The 23184-nt window shown below is 69.0% G+C and carries 17 protein-coding genes and 1 pseudogene; 10 read left to right on the forward strand and 8 right to left on the reverse strand.

Annotated features, from left to right (window positions below; all coding sequences use genetic code 11):
• Window positions 1–75: 75 nt before the first annotated feature.
• Complete coding sequence (locus CV1CTNOD_RS11920) at window positions 76–1320, forward strand: glycosyltransferase (protein WP_131786175.1); 1245 nt, start codon at window positions 76–78, stop codon at window positions 1318–1320.
• Window positions 1321–1487: 167 nt separating this feature from the next.
• Here CV1CTNOD_RS11920 and CV1CTNOD_RS11925 read toward each other — a convergent pair whose 3' ends face one another.
• Window positions 1488–3128: a multicopper oxidase domain-containing protein gene (locus tag CV1CTNOD_RS11925; RefSeq protein WP_207386373.1), complete on the reverse strand. Its 1641-nt coding sequence runs from the start codon at window positions 3126–3128 to the stop codon at window positions 1488–1490.
• 517 nt (window positions 3129–3645) lie between these two features.
• Between CV1CTNOD_RS11925 and CV1CTNOD_RS11930 the strand changes: the two genes are divergently transcribed.
• The 3 genes from CV1CTNOD_RS11930 (at window position 3646) to CV1CTNOD_RS11940 (ending at window position 7550) form a co-directional block, all read left to right on the forward strand.
• Entirely contained in the window at window positions 3646–4959 is a 1314-nt protein-coding gene (locus CV1CTNOD_RS11930) for a hypothetical protein (protein ID WP_131786176.1), read from the forward strand.
• A gap of 560 nt (window positions 4960–5519) precedes the next feature.
• Window positions 5520–6908: a metal-dependent hydrolase family protein gene (locus CV1CTNOD_RS11935; protein WP_131786177.1), complete on the forward strand. Its 1389-nt coding sequence runs from the start codon at window positions 5520–5522 to the stop codon at window positions 6906–6908.
• 285 nt (window positions 6909–7193) lie between these two features.
• A complete protein-coding gene (locus CV1CTNOD_RS11940) occupies window positions 7194–7550 on the forward strand; it encodes a four-helix bundle copper-binding protein (RefSeq protein ID WP_207386374.1) in 357 nt (118 codons plus the stop codon).
• A gap of 133 nt (window positions 7551–7683) precedes the next feature.
• On the opposite strand, the gene CV1CTNOD_RS11945 is transcribed toward CV1CTNOD_RS11940, so the two are convergent.
• The 5 genes from CV1CTNOD_RS11945 to CV1CTNOD_RS11965 form a co-directional block, all read right to left on the reverse strand.
• Window positions 7684–8697 carry a DUF2637 domain-containing protein gene (locus tag CV1CTNOD_RS11945; RefSeq protein WP_131786178.1) on the reverse strand — a complete coding sequence of 338 codons (1014 nt, stop codon included), beginning with the start codon at window positions 8695–8697 and terminating at the stop codon, window positions 7684–7686.
• A gap of 363 nt (window positions 8698–9060) precedes the next feature.
• Window positions 9061–9255, reverse strand: a complete 195-nt coding sequence (locus CV1CTNOD_RS11950; RefSeq protein ID WP_131786179.1) for a DUF5703 family protein — start codon at window positions 9253–9255, stop codon at window positions 9061–9063.
• A gap of 111 nt (window positions 9256–9366) precedes the next feature.
• Window positions 9367–10614, reverse strand: a complete 1248-nt coding sequence (locus CV1CTNOD_RS11955; protein ID WP_131786214.1) for a mannosyltransferase family protein — start codon at window positions 10612–10614, stop codon at window positions 9367–9369.
• A gap of 58 nt (window positions 10615–10672) precedes the next feature.
• Entirely contained in the window at window positions 10673–12265 is a 1593-nt protein-coding gene (locus CV1CTNOD_RS11960; protein WP_131786180.1) for a glycosyltransferase family 39 protein, read from the reverse strand.
• Window positions 12266–12295: 30 nt separating this feature from the next.
• Complete coding sequence (locus CV1CTNOD_RS11965; protein ID WP_131786181.1) at window positions 12296–13792, reverse strand: NAD(P)/FAD-dependent oxidoreductase; 1497 nt, start codon at window positions 13790–13792, stop codon at window positions 12296–12298.
• A gap of 212 nt (window positions 13793–14004) precedes the next feature.
• Between CV1CTNOD_RS11965 and CV1CTNOD_RS11970 the strand changes: the two genes are divergently transcribed.
• Complete coding sequence (locus tag CV1CTNOD_RS11970; protein WP_131786182.1) at window positions 14005–15528, forward strand: glycosyltransferase 87 family protein; 1524 nt, start codon at window positions 14005–14007, stop codon at window positions 15526–15528.
• On the opposite strand, the gene CV1CTNOD_RS11975 is transcribed toward CV1CTNOD_RS11970, so the two are convergent.
• Both CV1CTNOD_RS11975 and CV1CTNOD_RS11980 read right to left on the reverse strand, forming a co-directional pair.
• Window positions 15486–17384, reverse strand: a complete 1899-nt coding sequence (locus tag CV1CTNOD_RS11975; RefSeq protein ID WP_131786184.1) for a glycosyltransferase family 39 protein — start codon at window positions 17382–17384, stop codon at window positions 15486–15488. The genes CV1CTNOD_RS11970 and CV1CTNOD_RS11975 overlap by 43 nt on opposite strands.
• An 8-nt stretch (window positions 17385–17392) precedes the next feature.
• A complete protein-coding gene (locus tag CV1CTNOD_RS11980) occupies window positions 17393–19531 on the reverse strand; it encodes an AAA family ATPase (RefSeq protein ID WP_131786186.1) in 2139 nt (712 codons plus the stop codon).
• 147 nt (window positions 19532–19678) lie between these two features.
• Here CV1CTNOD_RS11980 and CV1CTNOD_RS11985 point away from each other — a divergent pair.
• The 5 genes and pseudogenes from CV1CTNOD_RS11985 to mshC all read left to right on the forward strand — a co-directional run.
• Window positions 19679–19933 (forward strand): annotated as a pseudogene (locus CV1CTNOD_RS11985) (undecaprenyl-diphosphate phosphatase); the annotation flags it as partial.
• Window positions 19930–20076 (forward strand): hypothetical protein, encoded by a 147-nt coding sequence (locus CV1CTNOD_RS24685; protein WP_165485460.1) that lies wholly within the window; start codon window positions 19930–19932, stop codon window positions 20074–20076. The pseudogene CV1CTNOD_RS11985 and the gene CV1CTNOD_RS24685, both read left to right, overlap by 4 nt.
• Entirely contained in the window at window positions 20073–20822 is a 750-nt protein-coding gene (locus tag CV1CTNOD_RS11990) for an MSMEG_4193 family putative phosphomutase (protein ID WP_131786187.1), read from the forward strand. The genes CV1CTNOD_RS24685 and CV1CTNOD_RS11990 overlap by 4 nt, the downstream gene beginning before the upstream one ends.
• A gap of 125 nt (window positions 20823–20947) precedes the next feature.
• A complete protein-coding gene (locus CV1CTNOD_RS11995; protein WP_131786189.1) occupies window positions 20948–21727 on the forward strand; it encodes an SCO1664 family protein in 780 nt (259 codons plus the stop codon).
• Window positions 21728–21926: 199 nt separating this feature from the next.
• Window positions 21927–23168 (forward strand): cysteine--1-D-myo-inosityl 2-amino-2-deoxy-alpha-D-glucopyranoside ligase, encoded by a 1242-nt coding sequence (gene mshC, locus CV1CTNOD_RS12000; protein ID WP_131786190.1) that lies wholly within the window; start codon window positions 21927–21929, stop codon window positions 23166–23168.
• Window positions 23169–23184: the final 16 nt, after the last annotated feature.

Genomic DNA, 23184 nt, shown 5'->3' on the forward strand with positions numbered 1-23184 from the left:
GGTGGGTGGGAAGAACTGAACACACCGCCCGCCCGGCTGGAGCGCGGAGCCGGGTAATTTGCGACGCTGACCACCATGATGACGCTGGCGGCGTGCGCGGTGCTCTCGATGCTGGTCTGGCTGGTCCTCGCAGGCGGGCACGGAATGTTCTGGCGAACCGATACCCGACTTGACACCCACGATTCCGGCGCGACGGGCGCAGCCGAGCCGCCCGGGGGCTGGCCTGCGATCACCATGATCGTTCCCGCTCGAGACGAGGCCGAGATGCTGCCGAAGACCCTGCCGACCCTGCTCGGGCAGGACTACCCCGGACAGCTGCGGGTCGTGCTGGTCGACGACTCCAGCGACGACGGCACCGGCGACGTCGCCCGCGCCATCGGCCGGGCCACCGGCACCGGCAACACGCTGACGGTCGTCGCCGGCCAGGCTCGCCCGGCCGGCTGGGCCGGCAAGGTGTGGGCCATGGAGCAGGGTGTGCGCGCAGCCCCACCCGACGCGGAATGGCTGCTGTTCACCGACGCCGACATCGCCCACGGTCCGCACGCAGTGACCCGGCTGGTCAGCCACGCCACCCGCCGCGGGCTCGACCTCACGTCGCTGATGGCCGTCCTGCGCACGAGCAACCGCTGGGAGCGGCTTGTCATCCCCGCGTTCGTCTACTTCTTCGCCCAGCTCTACCCGTTCCGCCGGGCCAACAGGCCGACGGCGCGGACGTCGGCGGCCGCCGGTGGCTGCGTCCTGCTGCGCCGTGCCGCGCTGGAACGCGCCGGTGGGATCGCCGCCATCCGTGGTGCGGTCATCGACGACTGTTCGCTGGCCAGGGCCGTCAAGCGCAGTGGGGGACGGATCTGGTTGGGCCTGGCCGACCACGGCCCCGGGGGCGTCCGCAGCGTCCGGCCGTATCCCGGACTCGCGGACCTGTGGAAGATGATCTCCCGTAGTGCGTACACCCAGCTGCGGCACTCGCCCGTGCTGCTCGCCGGTACCGTCGCCGGCCTGGCGCTCACCTACCTGCTGCCGCCGCTGGCAGCCGTGGTGTGGCTGGCAGGGCTCGTGACCGGTGCCGGCGCTGGTGGCACGGCCACGGTGATTGCCGGTGTCGCCGGACTCGGCGCGTGGGCGATCATGACCGCCACCTACGTCCCGATGCTCCGCTACTACCGCCAGCCGGTCTGGACCGCCGTGGCCCTGCCCGCGGTGGCCTTCCTCTACCTGCTGATGACCGTGGACTCGGCCGTGGCGCACTGGCGTGGCAGGGGAGCGGCCTGGAAGGGCCGGGCGTACTCGGCGGTGAACTCCGACGGCGTCACCGGCACCTGACCGTCGTTCCGCAAGCCGGCGGCGGGTCCGTGGGGGAGTCCCCGTCGCCAGGATGACGATCCGGATCGAACGCGGATTGGCCGGTGTCTCGGGTGGAGCTGTTCCGAGACACCGGCCGTTCCGCGCTGGGCTGAACCGTCGGGTTCAGGCGGCCCGTGGGGCCGGGCTCAACGGGTGGCCCGACGGCGGCGGGAGATGATCCTGCGGCCGACCAGCGCCGCCAGGAAAATGATCAATGCCGGGACGACCGGGAACGACGAGGATCGGGCGACCCCGCCTTCGCCTGCCGGAACCCCTCCTGCCGGCACCGGCATCGTCGTGGCTGATGAGCCCGCCGACGACGAGGACCCAGCCGACGAGGAGGCGGATCCCGCGGACTGCCCTGCCGACCTCGACGACCCCGATGCGGATCCCGACGACCTCGATGACGACCTGGAGCCGGAGCCCGGGGACGAGCCGGGCTTCCCGTCGGCGGTGAGGACCTGGTAGCGGGTCTCCATGCCGCCCAGGAGGTGTTCGTTGACATGGCAGTGGAAGAGCCAGATCCCCACGTCGTCGGGCACCATGTCCGCCACGCCCATGGAAGCTGGCAGCAGGGGGACGGTGTCCATGCGCATGCCATCCCAGAGCACGCTGTTTCCGTGCCAGTGCGGTGTGTGCAGGTCCTGCTCGCCGCCCATGCCCATGACGTACCAGCGGACGTGCTCACCCTTCCGCATGGTGATCATCGGTTCGTTGCCGAAGATGTAGCCGTTGATGGCGAGTCTCAGGTTGGACCTGGTGAAGTTCACGTCGTCCCGCGGCGGATACGGCGGCTGGGCGAAACGGCGGAGATTCTCCTCCAGGTACGGGCTGCGGTTCTCGTCCATGATCTCGAACAGTGCGACGATCTCGCGGTCGACGTCCTTGGGGCTGCCGTCCGGCCGGGCCAGTCCCTTACCGGTGATGACCATCGGGCCCATCAGCCCGGCGGCGGTGTCGCTGACCTCCTGGGTGTGGGAGTGGTACATCCACATGACGGAGCTGCCGTCGTGCGGCCCGGGGCCGGCGCGGTCGGGTACCAGCCAGGTGTAGGTGTGCTTGCCGCCGGTGGGAACGGCGTCGTCGAGTTTGTCCTCGCCGGAGGTGTTGTCGGCGTATGGTGCCCCTTCGTTGGCTTTCGTGTAGAAGACCCCGTGTGGGTGCACACTGTCAGGAATCCGGCACCCGTTGCGGAAAACAATCTTGATTGTGTCGCCGACCTCGGCGCGGATCACCGGCCCCAGCAGGCCCAGATACGCGTCCTGTGGCGGGCGCGGTGCCAGCGTCGTGAAACCGGCGTCGGTGTAACCGCGATAGAGACATTTCAGATAATTCATCCCGACCCGACCCGGGCCGGATTCGAGAAAGCTTTTCTCCTGCGGGCTGAAAGGTTGGCTGGTGATGTCGTTGCGGTCGTCCGGGGCGTAGTTCCACACGACCTCGTCGGCACCGATGTAGTAGGTGCGCACGCGCCCGGTCGGGTGGAAGGCCTCTCCACCGACCTCGTTCCAGTACGACCCGCCCGAAGTAGCCGGCACGTCCGTCCCGGGCATACCGGCCATGTTGTGGGCGTCGGGCGCGCTGTGGGTGCCGGGTGTGTCATGGGCACCGGTCGGAGCGCCCACCGCAGACCCCGTGGTCACCGCGCCAAGGAGCAGCACCAGCACGCCTGTCAACAGGACGCGCCGTGCATGGCGTCGCGCCCGAGCAGGAGCGCGCAGCCGGACGCCGCACAAGGCCGCCTTCTCCGGTGAGCCCTCGACCCGCGATGCCTCCGGGGCGGCCATCGTGGTGGACGGTACCGACTGCGCCGGTGTCGCCCCTGTGCAGTCGGTGGCCCCGGGACCTGGGCCTCCAGGACCGGCTGGCCCTCCAGCGACCCGGGAACCCGGGCCTCCGGCAGCGCGAGAGAAGCATGATCGCGCCGCCTTTGGCTCTCCTGGCGGTCTGCCTCCCATACCTGTACGCCTGGCGGCGCGCAATTCGTCAATCACGGAGCGTGACAGTAACTGATTGTGACTGAACGTGCCCGGCGGGAGTCTGCATCATCCGCTTTCACGCCGAAAAATACGTTACGTTCCAATACTGAACGTCACGAATGAAGATTGGAAACGGGAAAGGTGCAGAATCCGAGCAGTCGGTCGGTCAGATGCTCCCAGATGCCGGCCAGGTGGCGCACTGTGGCGATACGCCGTCCGGATCAACAGGTACGACCGTGGTGACCGCTGGTCCCCCGTTCTCGCTCCCTGGTGCATTCTTGTCAGGTCGGTGACGGTGGGATTCCGGGAGCGAGAACGGACAGCGATGAGCATGACCGAGGACGCGGCGGTCGATGGGACCGAGCCGGTGACGTGTGCATACCCAGGATGCCTCCAGCCGCCGAGCGCACCCGCCGGACCAGGACGTCCACCCGCGTACTGTGACGATTCAGCCCACAACCGACTGTCGGCCTATCGTCGCAGGCGAGAGCTTTCCGGGCAGTCCGGGCCGGGGGCGGCAGGACCGGGGCCGACGACCGGAAAGGCCGGGTCGGACCGCACCGCGGGTGGCGCGCGCGGGCGGGCCGACGCACTGGCAGAACAGATCACCACGCTGGCCGGCGGGCTCACCCGCGCGCTGGACTCCTTCGTCCGGGAGATGACGGCTCTCGGCGACATAGCCGCAACCGAAGCGCACGTGGAAACGGTCGAGGCGGAGGCGGCCGAGCGCGTCGCCGAGGCGATCGCCCGTGCGGTTCGCGCCGAGCAGGCCGCCCGGGAGGCGCAGACCGCCCGGCACGAAGCGGAGGCTGTCGCGGCCGAGGCGGTCATCGCGGTCGACAAGCTGGAGGAGCGGATCACCGGCCTGGAAGCCGAACTCGACGCGCAGTCCGAGGCCCAGGCCCAGGTCCAGGCGGCGCTTGAACAGGCCCGCGCCGAGGCCGCCGCCGCGTTGGACGCGGCCCGGCGGGACACCGAAGCACGCCTGGACGCGGTCCGCGCCGAGGCGACCGCGGACATCCGCAAAGCGCATCAGGCCGCGGACACCGCCGTCAGGACCGCGCGTGACGACGCCGCCTCAGCGCTCGCCCAGGCGCGGCAGGACGCCACCCAGGCGGTCGCCGCCGTCACCGCCGCCCGCGACTCCGCCCTGGCCCGAGCCGAGGCTCTGGAGCACACCACGGCCCAGGCCAGGGCAGAGGCCGATCGGTTGCACACCGATCTGGTCCGTCAGCGGGACACCGCGGACACCGAGATCGCCCGCATCCACACCGACGCAGACAGGAGGCTCGACGCGGGCCACCGGGCCGCGGACGAACGCCAAGCCGTTCTCGCCGAGGCCAGGGCGGATGCCCGGGCCCGGGCCGAGCGCGCTGAACGCCAGGTCGACGAGCTCGCCTCCGAACTACGGGTTGCACGGGCCGAGCTGATCGCGATGCGAGCGGGTCGCAATGGTGACAGTGCAGACGGTGACGGTACAACCGGCCCATCGCCGGCGGGCCCGCCGTCAACGGCTTTCGCGTCGACAGACCCCGTGCCCACAGACCCCGTATCAACGGATCCTGTGTCGACAGGCTCCGTGCCGACGGGGATGGCGGCATCGGCGGGCCCGCCGTCCGCCGTCGTGACATCCGGATGACCGCCGTCGGAACGCCTGATATTCGGACGACTTCGTATCGCCGACGCTTGACCCTGCCAATGACGGTCAGTTACGTTCATGAGCAGACTGGAAGTGCCGGCTACAGCATCCGTTCACCGGCAGACACCGCCGTCGGCTGGGGCAGCCGGGTGGGGGTTGTGTAATGGCCAGGCCGGGGGGTTCGGCCGATAACGGCACACTCACAGGTGCCGACAATGGAGGTATGGGTGCGTAGCGCCAGGTTGGAGCCAGTGGCGGATGTTGCGGCCGGCCATGTTGCGCAGGCACGCGACTTCACCGTCCGCCGGTGTATCGACACATGCCGCGTGTCGACCACGGCCTGTTGACCGTGATCTGAGTACTCGCTCGGATATCGCGGTCGCCGGGCGGCCCGTCCGACACCTCTTCGTCAGTAGAACCGGTGATTCGGCGCGCGGCCCCGGACAAGCAGGCCAAGCGCGGTACTCCGCATACCCCACGTGATCTCCATGGCGTCCCCGTGCCCAGGGCACTGATCTACTGACCGGTGGACGCCGGACTGTATCGGCAGGAACGGCACGATGACGATCACCAGCACCGGTATTCCGACGCGGCGCGGCACCCGCTTGTCCAACGGCTTTGTCCTGCGGGGTGTGCACGCGCTCGACGAACACGGTTACTTCGGCGGCCCGATGGATGTCGCGGTACGAAGTCGGCGGATCACCGATGTCCGTCCGCACCTTCCCCTGGACGCCACCGCGGTCGATGTCGACGCACACGGGCTGTGGCTGATGCCCGGCGTCATCGATTGCCATTCTCACGTCACGCTCTGCACGTATGATCCGCTGGAGCTGATGACGACGCCGCTGTCGGAGCGCTTCTTCCAGACGGCGTCGATGCTGCACCGCACGCTGGCCGCCGGAGTGACGTACGTCCGGGACGCCGGGGGCGCGGACGCGGGTGTGCGTGACTCACTGATCGCCGGGCACATTCCCGGGCCACGGCTGGCGGTCTCGGTGGTCGGGCTGACCCGGTCGGAAGGTCACGGCGACGGGGCCCTGCTCGGCCCCGGTCTGGAGGCGCCGGCGGCCGTCACCGCACTGGGTTATCCCGGACGGCCCCAGCATGTCGTCCAGGAGCCGGACGGCATGCGCGCAGCTGTCCGCGCGGTTCTGCGCGCGGGCGCCGACTGGGTCAACATCTTTGCCAGTGGCGGCATCATGTCGGTCCGGCCGGGTGAGCCGCTGCCGGAGTTCACCGCTTCTGAGCTTGCTGTGGTGGTCTCGGAGGCAGCCGCCTTCGGACGCGGGGTCATGGCGCACGCGCTGGGGGCGTCCGCCGTCGGTGCGGCGGTGTCGGCCGGCGTCCGCTCGATCGAGCACGGAATCGGCCTCACGGAACGCGAGGCCGCCCTGATGGCTCAGCACGGCGTCACGCTCGTCCCCACCCTGTCGCCCTACCACGAACTGGGGCACCTGGCCGGCACCGGCCACCTGCCCCAGTGGGCCGCCGACCGCGCTCACGCGACCCAGGCCATGCTGGCCGACACGATCGCCGTGGCCCGTGACGCCGGGGTCAGGATCGCCCTCGGCAGCGACTGCCGTCACCGTGACCGCCACGGCACCAACCTCGCCGAGATCACCCGGTTGCACCGTGACGGACTGTCGGTATCCGATGCCCTGCTCGCGGCGACAGCCAACGGCGCACGGCTGTGCGGTATCTCGGAAAGTGTCGGTCGTATTGCCCCACGCTATGAATTCGACGCCATCCTGCTCGACGAGGATCCGGGTGACCTGTCGCTGTTCGAACGTCCCGATTCGGTGACCGGGGTCTTTCTCGGCGGTGTTCCCGTCGTACCGCATACTCGCCTGCCTGCGGCTATGACCGCGCAGATACGCGATGCTGTTCGGCCGTCTCTGGTATGCGACCCCGCCGACGACCTGCCCGCAGCGAATCCCGCGGCACCCTGACCCGACCTGCTAACTAACTGGTGCCGACACCGCACCCGCCAGTGAATCGAGAACAGGAAAAGAAATTCGCAAAACTCACGAATACGTCGATTTTACTTCTCCCCTCGTTTCGTGAATATCCTGGAAATAGGCCCGCGGCGCGCTGTCCGTCGCGATGCTGATGCGCGTTCGCCGTATAGGGCCTATCGTTGGTCCGAACCCCTCGTGGAACATTCCACACGAGCGGTTCGAGAAGGGATCACCGGATGCGGCGGTCCGCGCCGCGCGGCTGTCAGGAGGGTCATCGTGCAGCACGCCGAGACAATCAGTAACGAAATGCGTAAAGCGATCGACAACTGCATGTCCTGCTCGACCATGTGCGAGGAGACGATTGCCTACTGCATGGACATGCCGGGGACGATGATGGACGCGGCGAACATGCGTGTCCTGATGGACTGCGCGGCCGTCACCAAGGTCTGCGCGGACATGATGTGTCGTATGTCGTCGATGCATCGGGAAATGTGCGGCATATGCGCGCGTATATGTACCATGTGCGCGGAGATGGCCATGAAGATGCCCGGCGACGCCCAGATGATGAAGCTGGCGGAAGCGTGCCGTGCGTGCGCCGTCTCCTGCCAGACGATGGCTGGCGCCACAGTCTGAGCCTGAGTCCTTCGCCTGCTCGGAGGCTGTCGGGTCCGGGAACCATGGCGCCCGGACCCGACAGAAAAACCTGTTGGTGCCCGATCACGTCATCCTCGTTCGTCATCTTCGTCCGTCCCGGCCAGCGTATCGGTCAGCCGGATTTTGTGACGGACAGCAAGACGGACGCGGCGGTGTCGACGTCGCCGTGGTGGGTATCTTTTCGGACTTGATAAACCCAGCTCCTGCTGACTTTTACCCCCTGCGCGGCCAGCAGGGCAACGGCCTCGGTGGCGGCGCCTCCGGTCTGTTCGAGTGCACGGACGATGGCGTCCCGTTTTCCGGCTGCATCCAGTGGAGTCAGCGTAGCAGGAAGTGACGCGGACACCTCGGATATCGGGCCGGCCTCGTTGTGGCGCACGCCGTCCTCAAGCGCTTTGATGTCCGTGCCTGTGTCCGTGTGGATATCGCTGTCAATCGTGTCGGTTGTATCGCTGTCAATCGTGCCGACTGGGTTGCTGCCGATCGGACCATTGGCCGGGCCACTGTCGACCGGACCACTGCTGGCGGTGGCGCTGTTGACCGGATCGGTGGGGCCCGGAGCAACTGACCCGGCCGTCGGCGTTGCCGGTAACGTGGAGACGGCCGATAATGCCGCCTGCTGTTCGCCGCGCTGAGCCGGAACCGTGATCGCCACGCTGCCGCCCGTCGTGCGGTGGCTGGTGTGGATCTGGCGCATGAGCAGCTCGTAGGAACCGAGCAGCGCCAGCGGCGGCCAGCCGGCGATGATCCGGGCAGCCAGGGTGGCCTCGGCGTGCATGACGTTCGCCGCCAACGACGCGCACGCACCCAACGTCAGCAGCGTGTAGGACAGCCAGGAGCGGGGTCGCCCGGCGCGCCGGTCACGCAGCATCGTCATGGACGCGGCAACGATCAAGCCGTCGACACTGAACGGAATGACCGTCGCGGCGATGCGATCTTCTCCCTGCTCGAGGGCTACTCCCCGCATATGCCGGTAGGAGACGAAAGCGGCCACCGCCGCGACCGCGACCACCGCGACGATGGTGGTCGCCTGGATGGCCCGCTCAGCCCGTGGCCCGGTTCCGCCTGGCTCGGGTTCGCTCGGCCCGGGTTGACCGCCGGGCGGCACGGATCCGCTGTCGACCATCGCGGCAGGTCCTTCCTGGAGGCCAAAGGCAGCGCGATCATGTTCTTTTCGCGCTGTCGGAGGCCCAAGTCCTTGGGCTGGAGGGCCAACGGCCGCGCGATCATGGTTCTTCTCGCGTCCGGGCTCCGGAAGCCGATCTGACAGGTCCGGGAGGCCAGGTCCCCCTGCTGGCGGGTTAGTGCGGCTTCTACCGTTTACCAGTCATCCTGACGCCTGTCTGCCCGTCCGGGTTGCGCACCCGCGGGGGATGTCTCATCGCGACCGACCAGCGCTGATCCGGTGATCGGGCTGGTTACCGGTCGGGTATGTGCGATCGCGGTCCGGCTACTGGAGCTGCCACAAGGACGGGGCCGAGGCGATCAGTCAGGTGGGCAGGTAGCCGGGCAGTCCACCCCGCTTGTGCGGGCGGCGTAGCACCACACGCCGGGATCCGTCCGGGAACAGGCGCAGCCGCTCGAGCTCCCAGTCACCGAACTCGGCGTGCAGGGTGAGCACTGCCAGCGCCTGCAGGCGGTCCGTTCCAGGCGGTAGGTACAACCGCTGATACTCCACGTCCATGATGCCACCGTAACGACGAGGTGGACTGGCGGTGTGACGAACCCGTAAGAGTGCCCGGGGACAGGGGCAGAGCCTCTTTCCAGTTACTTCAGTCACTTCGGGTAGTGAGAGCTACGGTATGTAGAGGCCGAGGAAGGCCAGGGAGGCGTACACCACCATCATCGCGGCGCATGCCGTCAACACAATGCGGAACATTTCGTCATGCAGAGTCACAGCGGCTGCGACGAACAGGAACGGGAACGCGCCGTAGGCGTATCGTTCGCTGGAGTCCAGGTTGCTGCCGGTGAGTACCGCGGCGACAGTCAGCGCGGCCCACACCGGGTAGGAAGCCGGCAGTGTCCGTATCATGACCACGAGCAGCGCGATGACAAGCATCAGCCACGGAACGTGTAGGGCGGTGCCCACCTCGCCGTGGCTGATGCCCCGGGCCGCATTCCAGATCACCTCTGCGGGGTTCGAGGAGCTGCCGTGCAGCGACTGCTGTCGCTGCAGCCGGATCGGCGCAAGTGCGTCCCCGTAGGCGATCCGGGCCCACAGCAGGTACCCGCCCAGACCCGCGGCCGGCGCCATAACGGCCACCGCGCGGCGCAGCCGGTCGGTGGCGCCGGCCGCTGTGATCCCGCGGGCCGCTTCGAGGGCCACCGGGGCGATCAGCAGGATGCCCACGGGCCGGCACAACCCGGCGAACAGCCCACAGGCGGCGGCGAGTTCCCATCGCCGGGTACGGATCCCCGCGAACACACCGACTGCCAGCAGCCCCCACAACGCCTCGGTGTAGCCCATGACCAGCACGAACGCGGGCGGAGCCAGCGAGGTCAGCCAGATCACACGGGAAACCGTCGCGGGGTCGAAGCCCTCGTGACGAGCCAGCCGGGCAAGCGCCGTCACAAAGGCGAACGCGGTCAGGTTCACCAGCACGACCAGGGCGACACCGGTGCCGGTGTGCCCACCGAGCCCGGGCAGCACCGTGACGGCGCGCACGAGCAGCGGCAACAGGGGAAAGAACCGCAGGCTCTGCTCACCGGACCCGGCGTATCCGTGCTCGGCGATACCCGAGTACCAGCCCGCGTCCCAGCCGAGCGGGCCGGTCAGCGTCAGCCCCATGCCGGTGCTGCCGGCGGGACGGGCAGCGTCCAGTTGTCCGCTGACGTAGTGGGCCAGCGCGTACGCGGCGCCTGTCACGATGCGTGCGGCCAGCCAGGCGAGGGCGACCTCACGCAGAGGCAGCTCATGCCAGCCATGCCAGCCGTGCCACCGGTGTCTGATCGTGGCGAGCCGGGGAGCCCGGCCGGGTGGGCGCTCGGGCAGGACGGCGGCCTCCCGCCGGGACGCCGTGAGCGTACGGTGAGCAATCGTCAACGTACGGAGGGAGGCCGCTGATCCGCGCGATCGAAGATCCACCGGAGAGCCCTGAACCCTAGGGTTGGAAGCGCAACAGGGCGAAGTTCTCCCACACGTCGGCCGCCATGCCTTGCTTCATGACTTCGTCGGCTCGTGGACGCTGGTCGGCGAGCCGCCCGCGTACCTGGGTGCACAGGGTCTCGTAGGTACGGTACGAACCCGACCCGGCGAGAAAGACGTTGTTGCCCGGACCGGCCTCCGCCAGCGCCCGATCCGCGACGATCACGCCGTTGGCGTTGGTGTTACGGTTCTCGTAGTCGGTCCAGTCGACCCGGTCGGGTGGCGCGTAGGTCGGGACGACATACACGTGCATCCATGCGGGGACCGTGCGCGCCAGCCCTGGGCCGAGCTGGTCCGGGCAGACCAGCAGCACGTCGCCGGGATGCCCGAGGCGCTCGAGTATGCTCGCGGTCTCGCTGGCCTGGGTACGGGTGCGGGACAGGTCGGTGTAGCCACCGGCGAGTCCCAGCAGCGCGCACGCCAGGACGATTCCCCGGAACATCCGGCTGTCGACGATGACGGTCAGCCCAAGACCGATCACCAGAAGGAACGGGACGAACGCCGTGGCGGTATAGCGATCGGCCCAGGCGTTGCCCACCACCTTGCCCGCGGCAACGGCCACCACAAGGGTGACGGTGGCCAGGAAGAACAGCGTCCGCCCCGGTTCGAGGCCCTTCAGGTCGATCATCACATATCGGCCGTCGATCGCCCGGCCCGCCACCCCGGCCGCGGCGAGCCCGGTGACGAGGAACAGCAGCGTCCGCCCGCCGGTGGTGGGACCGCCCGCCCACTGCCCGTAGGCGTGCGCGATCGCCGCGAACGTGGCCGGCTCTCCCCACGGCGTCCCGGTGTGCGCCAACTGGTAGAAGAAGCCCCCCAGCCAGGGGGCGAACACCAGGCCACCAGCGGCGATGCCACCCAGACCCGCCAGCGGTGCCTGCCTGCCCCATCCCGGCCGCGGTCGCAGCACGATCAGAAACAGCCACCCCGCCACCGTGAACAGCAGGTAGAAGCACCAGTAGTGGGTCAGCGCCAGCATGCCGGCGCACAGCGCCAACGCGACGACCGAACCCGCCGAACGCCGGCGCAGCGTGCTCTCCAGCGCCACTCCGCCGGTTGCGGTCAGAAACACCACCAGGCTGTACATCCGGGTCTCGGTCGCGAAGTACAACGCGAACGGCGAGGTGAGGTACAGCACCACCGCCACCTGCGCGGCGCGTGCGCCGACCACCCGCCGGGCCAGCAGGTACAGCGGCGCGGCGGCGGCCAGGTTCACCAACGCAGACAGGGCCCGCACCGCGGACGTGCCGGTTCCGAACAGCTCGATCCAACCGTGCAACAGCAGGTAGTACAGCGGTGGTGAGCCATCCTGGCGAAGCCCGTCGAACAGCGTCGTGCCCGGCCCGGTCAACGGAAGCCGCGCAATTGCCACGCTCTGGGCCTCGTCCAGCCACAACGCCTGGCGGGCGGAAAAACGTACCGCCACTGCCCCGACAACAACAACGAACAGTGCTGCCTTGAAGAGGAGAACCGCCCGGTCAGGGCGGTTCAGGCCCGCTCCGGCCGGATCGGGGATGTTCTCCACCGGCCGAACCGCGACGTCGGTCACGGTCAGATCCTCCAGTCCCGCCGACTCAGGTTAACGCGATGTCTTGCTGGTGTAGCCAGGAGAGACTTCCTCGTGGTAGTCCTCCTCGACGTTGACGCTCCACACGTCATGGTTGGCACCGTCCACCATGTTCTGCACACTCAGCAGAGCGGTGTACATCGAGTGGTCCTGGTTATTGTAACGGTGCATGCCGTTGCGGCCGACCGGGTGAACGTTCGGTGCGGCTTCGGCAAGCCATCCACGCATGATTTCCACGTTCTTCTTGTAGTCCGCGTCGTAGAACGGGTAGGCCTTCGGCATGCGCACCACGAAACCGCGCTCCACCTGGTCCACCGGAACGAGACCCAGGGCGGCGAGTTCCTTGGATGCGAGTGCGATCAGGTCGTCGTCGGGCATCGACCAGGTCTCGTCACCCTCGAAGACGAAGTACTCCATCCCGAGGCAGGTACGTCCCTCTTTCACGAGGAACGGCGACCACGACGCGAAGTTCTGGATGCGCCCGACCAGCAGTTCGGGGGAATGGATGTAAATCCAGTTGTCCGGGAAACCGGCGGATTCGGGGACCACGAGCGCGACGGTGAGGAAGTCCCGGTAGCGCAGCGCGTTTGCGGCCGCCAGGACGTGGGCCGGGGCCGGGGGATCCATCGTACGTATCAGAGAGGAGAACGACATCGACGACACGATCTCGTCCGCGTCGTAGTGGTGCTCGCTGCCGATGTCGGTCCGGGACGCCTCCGGCGCGCCCGCGGCCGAGCCGTACCCGCCGGTGACCACCGTGGTCACCCCGGTGGCCCGGCCGTCCTCATGGTGGATCGTGCGGACCTTCTCCTCGAAGACGATCTTTCCGCCGCGCTCGGTGATCTTGTTTGCGGCGGTCTCCCACATCATTCCGGGCCCGTACTTCGGGTACTGGAATTCCTCGATGAGGGAGGCGATGTCCTTCTGGTTCCGCCTCGGCATGACCGCGTTCACAATGGCGTTGAACAGCGAGAGGTTCTTGATGCGCTGCGCGGCCCAGTCAGCCTCGATCGTGCTGGCCGGCACCCCCCACACCTTCTCGGTGTAGGTCTTGAAGAAGATCCGGTAGAGGCGCCAGCCGAAACGGGACGCAACCCAGCCCTCGAATTTCGTCTGGTCCTTCGGCGGGCGGACCCTCGCCCAGAAATAGGAGAAGATGCAGCGCGCGGCCTCGAGGGCACCCAGGCCGCGCAGGGCGTTGCCGGCACGCAGCGGGTAATCGAACAGCTTTCCGCTGTACATGATGCGGCTCGACCGCGGGCGCATCAGGAAGTCCTCGTCGGGCAGAATCTCGTGCCAGAGCGCCTCGACCTCGGGCACCTTGGTGAAGAAGCGGTGCCCACCGATGTCGAACCGCCAGCCTTCACGCTGAGCGGTGCGGCTGATACCCCCCACCACCGAGTCACCCTCGAGGACCGTCACGGGTACGTCCCGTTTCACCAGCTCCCAGCCAGCTGTAAGACCTGCCGGTCCGGCTCCGATAACGACGACCTCGGGCTTTTCGGCCACTGTGCCTGACCTCTCCTCAACTTCGCACGTGATGGTCATCCGTGTGACACACCAAGATGCCGGTGGACAATAATCCGGCTCTGCTTCTCAGTCTGGCATGACCCGGATGGGCGCTTGTCCGCGACCCCTGGCGGCCGCGACAACACGACCCCGGCGAACGGGTTCGGCTCCGCCCGGCGGCCGCCCACGCGCACTCTGGCATGGTGCACGTCATGGCAGTGCCCCTACCCGCCAGGGCGAAAAATCCGGCCACCACACCCGGGCGGGTGTCCCCGGGCCACCCGGATCGGGGGACAGCGGCCCTGCTGCTGATCGGCTGGAGCGCAGTCGCGGTGGGCATCGGCGCGGGCGACGGGCGAGGCCCCTGGCCGCTGGTTTTCGTGCTCGCCGGCTGGATCGCCGTACTGCTGGCCGCGGCCGGCCTCGCCGACCGACTGCGGCGGCGTGCGTGGCACTGGCATGGCGCCGCATGGACGGGACTGGCCGGGGTGCTCGCGGTCGGTGTGGCGCTGCGGCCCCGCTACTACGCGGCCGGGAGGTGGGCGGACGTCTCCGACGCGCTCGGGGTGGCCGCCGGACTGCTCACCGCAGGCTCGCTCCTGCTGCGGGCACATCCCTCGACACCGACGAGCTCTTCGACACCGACGAGCCGCCGGAGGGCAGCCCGCCGGCTCGCCTCGCCGGCATGCTTCTGGCCGGTGGTCGGCCTGGTCGTGGGCGCCGGCGTCGCGATGATCCTCGCCTCGCCGGCGCCCCGGATCGACGTCTTCCACCTGCTGCAGGTCTCCGGACGCGGCCTGCTCGACGGCGCGGACATGTACCGGCAGCAGTGGGCGCCCAGCCGCGCCGAGTACCCGGTTTACGGGCTGTTCGACGTCTACCCCTACCTGCCCGGCACGACGCTGCTGCTCGCACCGTTCCGGTTGCTGCTCGGGGACGTCCGTTACGGCCTGTTGTTCGCGCTCGTGCTCGCCGCCGTCGCGATCCGCCGGATCGCCGGTGCGATAGCCCCCGACGGGGACGGGGACGGGGACGCGGAGACCGACGTCCCGGCGGCGCTGCCACTGGTGGTGCTGGTCTTCCCCGGGTCCATGTACGCGCTGCAGCAGTCCTGGACCGAACCGCTGGTCGTCGCCTGTCTGGCCGGGATGGTGTGGGCGGTGCGCGCGGGCCGGACGGGCTGGGCGGTCGCCGCGTTCGCCCTCGCCCTCGCCAGCAAGCAGCATCTGGCGCTGCTGGTTCCGGTCGCGGCGGTGTGGCCGGCATTCGGGCCGAGGCGGGTGCTCGTGGCGGCCGCCGCCGCGGCGGCGCTGGTCGCGCCCTGGGTGCTGGCCGGGCCGGCGGACTTCTGGGCGGACGCGGTGATGACCAACCTGCGTTACCCCGTCCGGGGTGACTCGCTGTCCATACCCGGCGTGCTGGTCCACGCCGGTGTCAGGACCGGATTCGCCCCGATGCTCCTCGCGCTGGCAGGCGCCTACTGGCTGGCCTGGCGGGCGCGCTCGGACGCGGCCGGGTTCTGCGTGGGCGCCGCCGTGGTGCTGCTGACCCTCGACGTCATGAACAAACAGTCGTACTTCAACCACTACACGTTACCGATGGCGCTCCTGGTGATGACGCTGAGCCTGCGTGCCGTCGATCGGCCCCTGGGGGATACAGGAATCTCCCAGGGGATACAGGAATCCAGAGTCGATCAGCGCAGAGTTGAGAACCGTTCGAGCGAGGCACCCTCGTAGACCATGCGGCGGTCAACCTGGAAGGTGCGGTCACGCAGGGCTGCCAGCTGGTCCGAGACGACCGCGCAGGCTCCTTCCAGGGTCTTGTAGCCATCCGCCCGGACCAGGAACACCGCATGGCCGGGTCCGGCCATGGCGTTCACCCGGGCGGCGAAGTCCGCGCCGCTGGCCCGTCGCATCCGAACGGCGTAGTCGACCCAGTCGACCAGCGCCGGCCCACTGGTGTCGGCGTAGACGATCTGCCTGACGTCGAGGCCACCGCGGCGCTCGATGGCCCGGTACACCGCCGGACCCAACTGGTCGGGGCAGTAGGCGACCACGTCACCCGGCCGGGCCAGCGCCGAGATCCGGTTCGCGATCTCGGCGGCCTGGGTGCGTTCCTGCCGGGTCATGTGCCAACCACCGAACAGTCCGGTCACGCAGACGATGACCAGGATCGTGGCGCGTACCCGTCCGGGCAGGAGACCGATGCCGAGCGCGGCGAGCAGCAGGAAGGCCGGCAGCGAGATCCCGGTGTAGCGCTCCGTATAGGCGCTACCGCCTGTGGTGTTGACCAGATAGGCGAGGGCTAGTGGGACGAGCCACAATGCGGCCAGATAGCGTCCTGGCACACGCCCGGTCGGGACGATGTGCAACCCGTCGTCCTGAGGTCTCCCGGTAAGACCGAGCAGTGCCGCACCGAGCAGCACCACCCCGAGCAGCGCGCCGGTCGAGGTGGGACCGGCCCAGTCGAACACCGTGTCCAGCAGGATCTGCGCCTGCACCCGAGCCGCCCACGGCGTGCCCGTGTGCAACATCTGGAACAGGAAGGACGGCATCCACGGCGCGAACACCACCGCCGAGGCGATCATCGCGAACAGGGCCGACAGCGCCGAGCGGCGGTAGGTCACCCTGCGCAGCGCCTGCACCGCAAGGAACACCGCAACCGTGGTGAGCAGCAGAAACGTCCAGTAGTGGGTGTAGACCAGCGCCGAGGTGGCCGCGGTCAGCACCACCAGCCGGCGGCGGGTCGGCTGTTCCAACGCCCGCACCAGGGCCAACCCGAACAGCAGAACCAGCAGGACGACCAGCGAGTACATCCTGGTCTCGCTGCCGTAGCGGATCGCGTAGGGCGAACAGGCGAACAGCAGCAGGGCCGCGATGCCCGCCCGCCGCAGGGTGTTGGCGTCACCGCTGCCGAACATCGCAGCCACCCGCCCGACCCGGCGACCGGCGACCCAGGCGACCGGCAGGGTGACCAGCGACAGGATGCCCGACAGCGCGCGGACGGCAACGTCACCGGTCCCGAACATCATGATCCACACGTGCAGCGAGAGGTAGTACAACGGCGGTGAGCCGTCACGCCGCAGTGCGTCGAGCAGTCCGCCGACCGGTCTGCGGGCGATCTCCACCGTCAGCGACTCGTCCAGCCACAGGTGGCTCGGGGTCGCGAAGCGCAGGAAGGCCCCGGTCACGATCGCGGCGACGGTGGCGACGAGCAACAGCCTGCGCACCCAGCGCTCCTCGTGCACCGCCCACCTGCGGGCGGCCGGACGCCGCCCGACTCCGCTGGAATCGGCCGCCGACGAGGTGCGTGCCGCATCCGGGGAGGGTGCCACCGCTGGAGCCACATCCGATACCACAATTGGTAGCACAATTGGTACCACAGCCGGTGCCGGCGCCGTTGGTGCGACGGACACCGCCGTCGGTGCGAGGGACACCGCACCCGATGCGGGCAGATCCACCACCGGGCTCCCGGAAAAGTCGGCACTCACCAGCGAGACGGTACTCACAGTGCCAGCCTGCCGATCGTCGGTGTCGGCCGGTCGACGTCCCGCGCCCCTTTCCGGGGCGGAGGAAAGTTCGGATGGGCCCATGGTCCGGGCTATCGTCCTTCCTCGTCGGCCGCCTCAGGCTGGATCTCCTGGGCGAGCAGGGCCGGCAGCAGTGTGCAGCGCTGCCGACCACCGGACTGGTGCACCGCGGCCCGCAGTCCCGGGCCGTTCACGGACACCACCGACAGATGCCGCTGCGCCCGGGTCAACGCGGTGTAGATCAGGGGACGGGTCAGCATCCGGCCCGCCTCCGGGGGGAACACGGCCACCACCGCCGGCCACTCGCTGCCCTGGGCACGGTGGACCGTAACCGCCCAGCCGTGTCGCAGATCCCCGACAGCCCCACCGGGGACTTCCACGTCCCCACCGGGAAACGCCACCGTGAGAGCGCCCTTGTCACCGGCAGCGGTCACCACGCCGATCTCGCCGTTGGCGAACCCGTCGTCGAGATGGTTCGCGGTGGCCACGACCCGGTCCCCGACGTCGAACCCGCCGTTGCTCCCGCCCCCGGGATTGAGCACCTGCTTGAGCGCGGCGTTCAGCGCCTCCGTCCCCGCGGGACCGCCGTGGACGGGAGTCACCACCTGGACGTCCGCGACAGGTATGCCCAGCGCCCGCGGGATGGAGTCGGTGACAAGCTGGACGACCCGGTGCGCCGCCTCGCCCGCGCCGCGGGTGGGTACCACCACCACCTCGCGGTCCGGTCCGGACGGAGGCGCGGGCAGCTCACCGGCGCGAACGGCCATCGCCAGCGTCGCGATCCCCCCGCCCTCGGACTGCCGGTAGAGGCGTTGCAGCTCGGTCACGGGCGCCACCCCGGCCGCGAGCAGGTCCGCCAGCACCCGGCCCGGGCCGATGCTGGGCAGCTGTGCCGGATCCCCGACGAGCAGCAGATGGGTGCCATCCGCGCAGGCGTCGAGCAGGGCCGCGGCGAGCTCGGCGTCCAGCATGGACACCTCGTCGACCACGACGAGGTCCGCCTCGATCGGATTGTCGACGTCACGCGCGAAGGCCCCGGACATCCCCTGCGCCTGTAGCAGCCGGTGCAGTGTGCTCGCCGGCCACCCGCACAGCTCCTCCAGGCGTTTGGCGGCCCGACCGGTCGGAGCCGCCAGAGCCACCTGCGCGCCGGCTGCGCGGGCCAGACGCACGACCGCGGCGACCGTTCGGCTTTTGCCCGTTCCCGGCCCGCCGGTGAGCACGCTCACACCGACGTCGAGGGCGGTGCGGGCGGCATGCAGCTGGGTCTCGTCCAGACCGGCCAGGACCGCGGCGACGTCCTCGTCCTCGTCCTCCGCTCCCTCGGCGACGGCGACGGGTTCAGGGTCCGCGGGCTCCCCGGGGTCGTCCTCGACGTCTTCGCCGTCGAAGTCGTCGAACATGTCAGGAAGATCGTCGTTTTCGGTAGCGGCCGTCGGACGTGCCGGTGCGGCAGGTGTCCTGGGCCGTACGGACCCGGGACGCAGCGGCTCGGCAATGGCCAGCAGCCGCGCGACCCCTTCGGCCAGGGTCTGTTCCGCCGTGGTGTACCGCTCGAGCGCGACCAGCCCGTCGGTGACGACCATCCGGCCTTCCTCGACCGCGGTACCCAGCGCCGCCGCCGGGTCCACGACCCCGTCGCGGGCGGCGGTCCGCAGGAGCGTGTCCACCGGCGCCGCGGTATCCCCGAACCGGAACGCGGCGCGGCGCAGCAGGTGCGCGACCACCGCAGGACCACGCCGGCCGTCGTCACGGCCCGCACCCATCGCGCGGGCCAGCCGGTCGGCCTGGGCGAGTTCCGCCTCGCCCGCGGCGAGCAGCGCCCATGGATCGGCGCGCAGGGCGTCGCCCACACCCGGCCCGAGCTCGTCGACCAACCTGCGGACCAGGCGGACCGGCAGATCGGCCAGGACCAGCAACTCGGCCGCGGCATAAGCGTTCCCGGCTGCGGAAAAGGAATCCACCAACCGCCGGGCCCGGGCGGGGGAGACACCCGGGACGGTCGCCAGCCGGGTCGCGTCGACGTCGGAGGGCGTACGGATCCCGGCTTCGGGCAGGCGCGCCGCGGTCGTCCGGCCGAGCCCCGGCCACAGCCCCGCCGCGCAAAAGGCACCGAACACCACGGCCGCGCCGCCGGCCGGGTCGACCGTTGGCACCCCGTCCCTGGTCAGGTTGGGCAGTGCGTCGGTGGAGATGGTCTCGGCCGGCATGCCGGCAGTTTAGAGCGACCGGCAGACATGTTGTTCCACGCCGAATCCGGAGTGCCGCCGATAGCGACTGACGGTGATATTTGGTGATGTCCTGGTCGTCCCCGCCCTCGTCCCGGCGTTGACGCGACGCTCGACGAACGGCGCTCCTTCCTGCTGTCGATCCCCGCCGTGGTGCTCTCCGGCCTTCTGGAGCTCCGCAAGATCGGTGGCACCGGCGGCGCGGGCGCGGAACCGACGCTGCTCGCTACCATCCTCGCCTTCGGCGTCGGCCACGCCTCCATAGCCGGCCTGTTGAAGTTCCTCGTCCGGCACAGCACGATGGTGTTCTTCGCATATCGAGTGGCGCTGGGTAGCCTGGTACTTCTACTGGTGGCTTCGGGAGTGATTACGCCCACGCCATGACAATGATCATTGTGGAGACGAGTGTCGAGCAGATGAGCGTCGTGCAGGCGTTCGTTGCCACCATTGCCATCGCTGCGAATGGTGTGAACGTTGCGCATGGTGTGACAGCAGGCGTGGTAGCCGGCGTCCGGCAGGCCCGGTGACCACCGTCCTGCTCGTACGCCACGGGCTGACCGCGGTGACCGGTTCCATCCTCCTCGGCTGGACGCCGGGAGTCGGTCTGGATGACAGAGGCCGAGCTCAGACTCAGGCGTTGGCCCAGCGTCTGGCGTCCATCCCGCTCACCGCCATTGTCTCAAGTCCCCTGCAACGCTGCCGCGAGACCGCCGAGGCGATCGCTTCGCACCAGGGCGAGCGGGTCGATGACGCCGAGCAGGTCGGGCGCATCCCCGGTGTCGTGCCGGTTTCCGCTGCCGAGGGAAGGGATGTCGTCACCATCGACGACCGGCTCGGGGAGTGCCACTACGGCGACTGGACCGGTCAGGAGATGAGGGCGCTGACCGCCGACCCGCTGTGGCGGACCGTCCAGGAACACCCCAGCGCGGTGGTCTTCCCCGGCCCCGAGGGAGAGGCCCTGCGCGACACCCAGTACCGGGCCGTTGCGGCGGTGCGGGACTGGAACGCCCGGCTGGGACCGGACACGGTCTGGTTGGCCTGCTCCCACGGCGATGTCATCAAGGCGATCGTCGCGGACGCCATGGGCATGCACCTCGACCTGTTCCAGCGAATTTCGGTGGATCCCTGTTCACTCACCGTCATCCGTTACACCGAACGGCGACCGTTCATGATCCGGGTGAACGACCGGGGCGGTGCCGTCGCAGACCTGCTACCAGCACCGCGGACGCCTGCCGCCGACGATGGTGACGCCATCGTCGGCGGCGGGTCATAGCCAAGGGTGATTGTGCTCTCCTCTGGCGGCGCATCAACAATGATCGAGCCGCCTTTGGCCGGAGAGGCTGCTTCTGGCCGGAGAGGGAGGGACGAGTGCGCGTACGGGCAGCCAGACTTAGGGGCGTGAGTGAGCACGCTTCCAACGTCACGCCGCCCGGACGTCCGGCACTCGACCCAGCCGACGCCGGAGGTCTCGACGCGTCCGACGCTCTCACACTGCTCGGTAACGGTGAGATCACCGTCACCGGACGCCTGGTAGAGGCCAGCAACACGACCCTGTACTGCGAGATCAGCCTGGACGGTGTCAGCGGCCGGTGCGTCTACAAGCCGGTTCGCGGCGAGCGTGCGTTGTGGGACTTCCCCGACGGAACGCTGGCCGGCCGCGAACGCGCGGCCTACCTGGTCTCCGAGGAAACCGGCGTGGGGATCGTGCCGCCGACGGTGCTGCGGGGCGGCCCTTTCGGCGTGGGCATGGTCCAGCTGTGGATCGACGTCGACGAGACCGTCGACCTGTTCGCCCTCACCCGCTCCGACGATCCTCAGTTGCGGACGATCGCCCTGTTCGACGCCGTGGTCAACAATGCCGACCGCAAAGGTGGTCACCTGCTGCCCGCCCCGTCCGGGCGCATCTACGGCGTCGACCACGGGGTGACCTTTCACGTCGAGAACAAACTGCGGACAGTGCTGTGGACGTGGCGGGGGCAGCGTCTGCACGCCGACGAGGTGGAACTGCTGACGTGTCTGCGGGAGGCACTCGATGGCTCTCTCGCGGGGACGCTCGCCGGCCCTCTCACCGATGCGGAGATCAACGGTTTGCGGGCCCGAGTAGTCCGGCTGTTGACCGAACGCCGCTTTCCGACACCTTCCGGTGACTGGCCCGCAATCCCTTGGCCACCCTTCTGAACAACAGGGCAGGCGCAGGAGTCCAGCAGATCGTCGCGAAGCGACTTCGCGTTCCAATCCTTTTTCTTGCCGATCATCGCCAGATGATCGGCAAGCCACGAACGGTGGCCAGCCCTCGAGCCAGGGGTCCCCCGATCGTCGCGAAGCGACTATCGGGGGAAAGGCATGTTCCGTCCGTGGACACGGCTACGCTGACTGCATGCAATCCTGGCCGGCTCCCACCCGCTCCCGGCTGCCTGGCCGGGGATTACCCCTTCGGGTTTCCGACACGGCCACCCGTTCGGTGCGCCCGCTCGCCGCGGGGCAGACAGCCCGAATGTACGTCTGCGGGATCACCCCGTATGATGCCACGCATCTTGGGCATGCATTCACCTATCTCACCTACGACTTGGCGCACCGGGTCCTGCTGGACGCCGGGCACGACGTCGTCTACGTCCAGAACGTCACCGACGTCGACGACCCGTTGTTCGAGCGTGCCCGGCGGGACGGCCTGGACTGGCGGGAGATTGCCCGCAGCCAGACCGACCTGTTCCGCGCTGACATGGCCGCGTTGCGCATCCTGCCTCCAGCGGTGTACGCCGGAGCGGTCGAGTCGATTCCGCTCGTCATCGAGATGATCGAGCAGCTGCGCGCCCGCGGCGCCGCCTATCAGGTCGAGCAGGACATCTATTTCCCAATCGGCGCGGCTCCCCGGTTCGGTGAGGTCTCCCATCTCAGCCATGCCGAAATGGTCACCCGGGCCGCGGGTGGTGGCGGTGATCCGCAGCGCCTCGGCAAGAAGGACCCGCTCGACCCTCTGCTGTGGCGCGCGGAACGTGCCGGGGAACCGGCGTGGCCTTCTCCGTTCGGACCGGGTCGGCCAGGCTGGCACATCGAATGCGCTGCTATCGCCCTGGCTCATTTGGGTGACAGCATCGACATTCAGGGCGGCGGCACCGACCTTGTGTTTCCCCACCACGAGTGTGGCGTTGCCCACGCGGAGGTCGCCAGCGGCGTGTGGCCGTTCGCCCGTGCCTACGTGCATACCGCCATGGTTTCCCTCGACGGCCACAAGATGTCGAAGTCGAGGGGGAACCTGGAGTTCGTCTCCCGTCTGTTGCGCGGCGGCATCCAACCGGCGGCAATCCGGCTCGCCCTGCTCGACCATCATCACGCTGTGGGCTGGGAATGGACACCAGCTGTGATTGACACCGCCGGTGAACGGCTGGACCGTTGGCAGGCGGCAACCGCCCGTGAGCGGGGTCCGGACGCCCGGCCGCTGCTCGACGATGTCCGCCGGCACCTTGCGGACGATCTCGACGCCCCGGGCGCTGTCGCCGCGGTCGACCGCTGGGCGACCACCACTGTGACCGTGGGCGGTCAGGACCCCGATGCCCCCGGATTGGCGCGTGCCATCATCGACTCGCTACTTGGGATAGACCTTGATCCCGTCGTGCCCTGATCCTGTTGTGCCTGGA

The organism is Protofrankia symbiont of Coriaria ruscifolia, assembly GCF_900634745.1.
GTDB lineage: Bacteria > Actinomycetota > Actinomycetes > Frankiales > Frankiaceae > Protofrankia > Protofrankia californiensis.

What these genes read in the sequence shown, in the direction of transcription:
- CV1CTNOD_RS11920 (WP_131786175.1), top strand. Translation starts at nt 76, where the DNA reads ATGATGACGCTGGCGGCGTGCGCGGTGCTCTCGATGCTGGTCTGGCTG.
- CV1CTNOD_RS11925 (WP_207386373.1), bottom strand. Translation starts at nt 3,128, where the DNA reads ATGGCCGCCCCGGAGGCATCGCGGGTCGAGGGCTCACCGGAGAAGGCG.
- CV1CTNOD_RS11930 (WP_131786176.1), top strand. Translation starts at nt 3,646, where the DNA reads ATGAGCATGACCGAGGACGCGGCGGTCGATGGGACCGAGCCGGTGACG.
- CV1CTNOD_RS11935 (WP_131786177.1), top strand. Translation starts at nt 5,520, where the DNA reads ATGACGATCACCAGCACCGGTATTCCGACGCGGCGCGGCACCCGCTTG.
- CV1CTNOD_RS11945 (WP_131786178.1), bottom strand. Translation starts at nt 8,697, where the DNA reads ATGGTCGACAGCGGATCCGTGCCGCCCGGCGGTCAACCCGGGCCGAGC.
- CV1CTNOD_RS11950 (WP_131786179.1), bottom strand. Translation starts at nt 9,255, where the DNA reads ATGGACGTGGAGTATCAGCGGTTGTACCTACCGCCTGGAACGGACCGC.
- CV1CTNOD_RS11970 (WP_131786182.1), top strand. Translation starts at nt 14,005, where the DNA reads ATGGCAGTGCCCCTACCCGCCAGGGCGAAAAATCCGGCCACCACACCC.
- CV1CTNOD_RS11975 (WP_131786184.1), bottom strand. Translation starts at nt 17,384, where the DNA reads ATGGGCCCATCCGAACTTTCCTCCGCCCCGGAAAGGGGCGCGGGACGT.
- CV1CTNOD_RS11980 (WP_131786186.1), bottom strand. Translation starts at nt 19,531, where the DNA reads ATGCCGGCCGAGACCATCTCCACCGACGCACTGCCCAACCTGACCAGG.
- CV1CTNOD_RS24685 (WP_165485460.1), top strand. Translation starts at nt 19,930, where the DNA reads ATGACAATGATCATTGTGGAGACGAGTGTCGAGCAGATGAGCGTCGTG.
- mshC (WP_131786190.1), top strand. Translation starts at nt 21,927, where the DNA reads ATGCAATCCTGGCCGGCTCCCACCCGCTCCCGGCTGCCTGGCCGGGGA.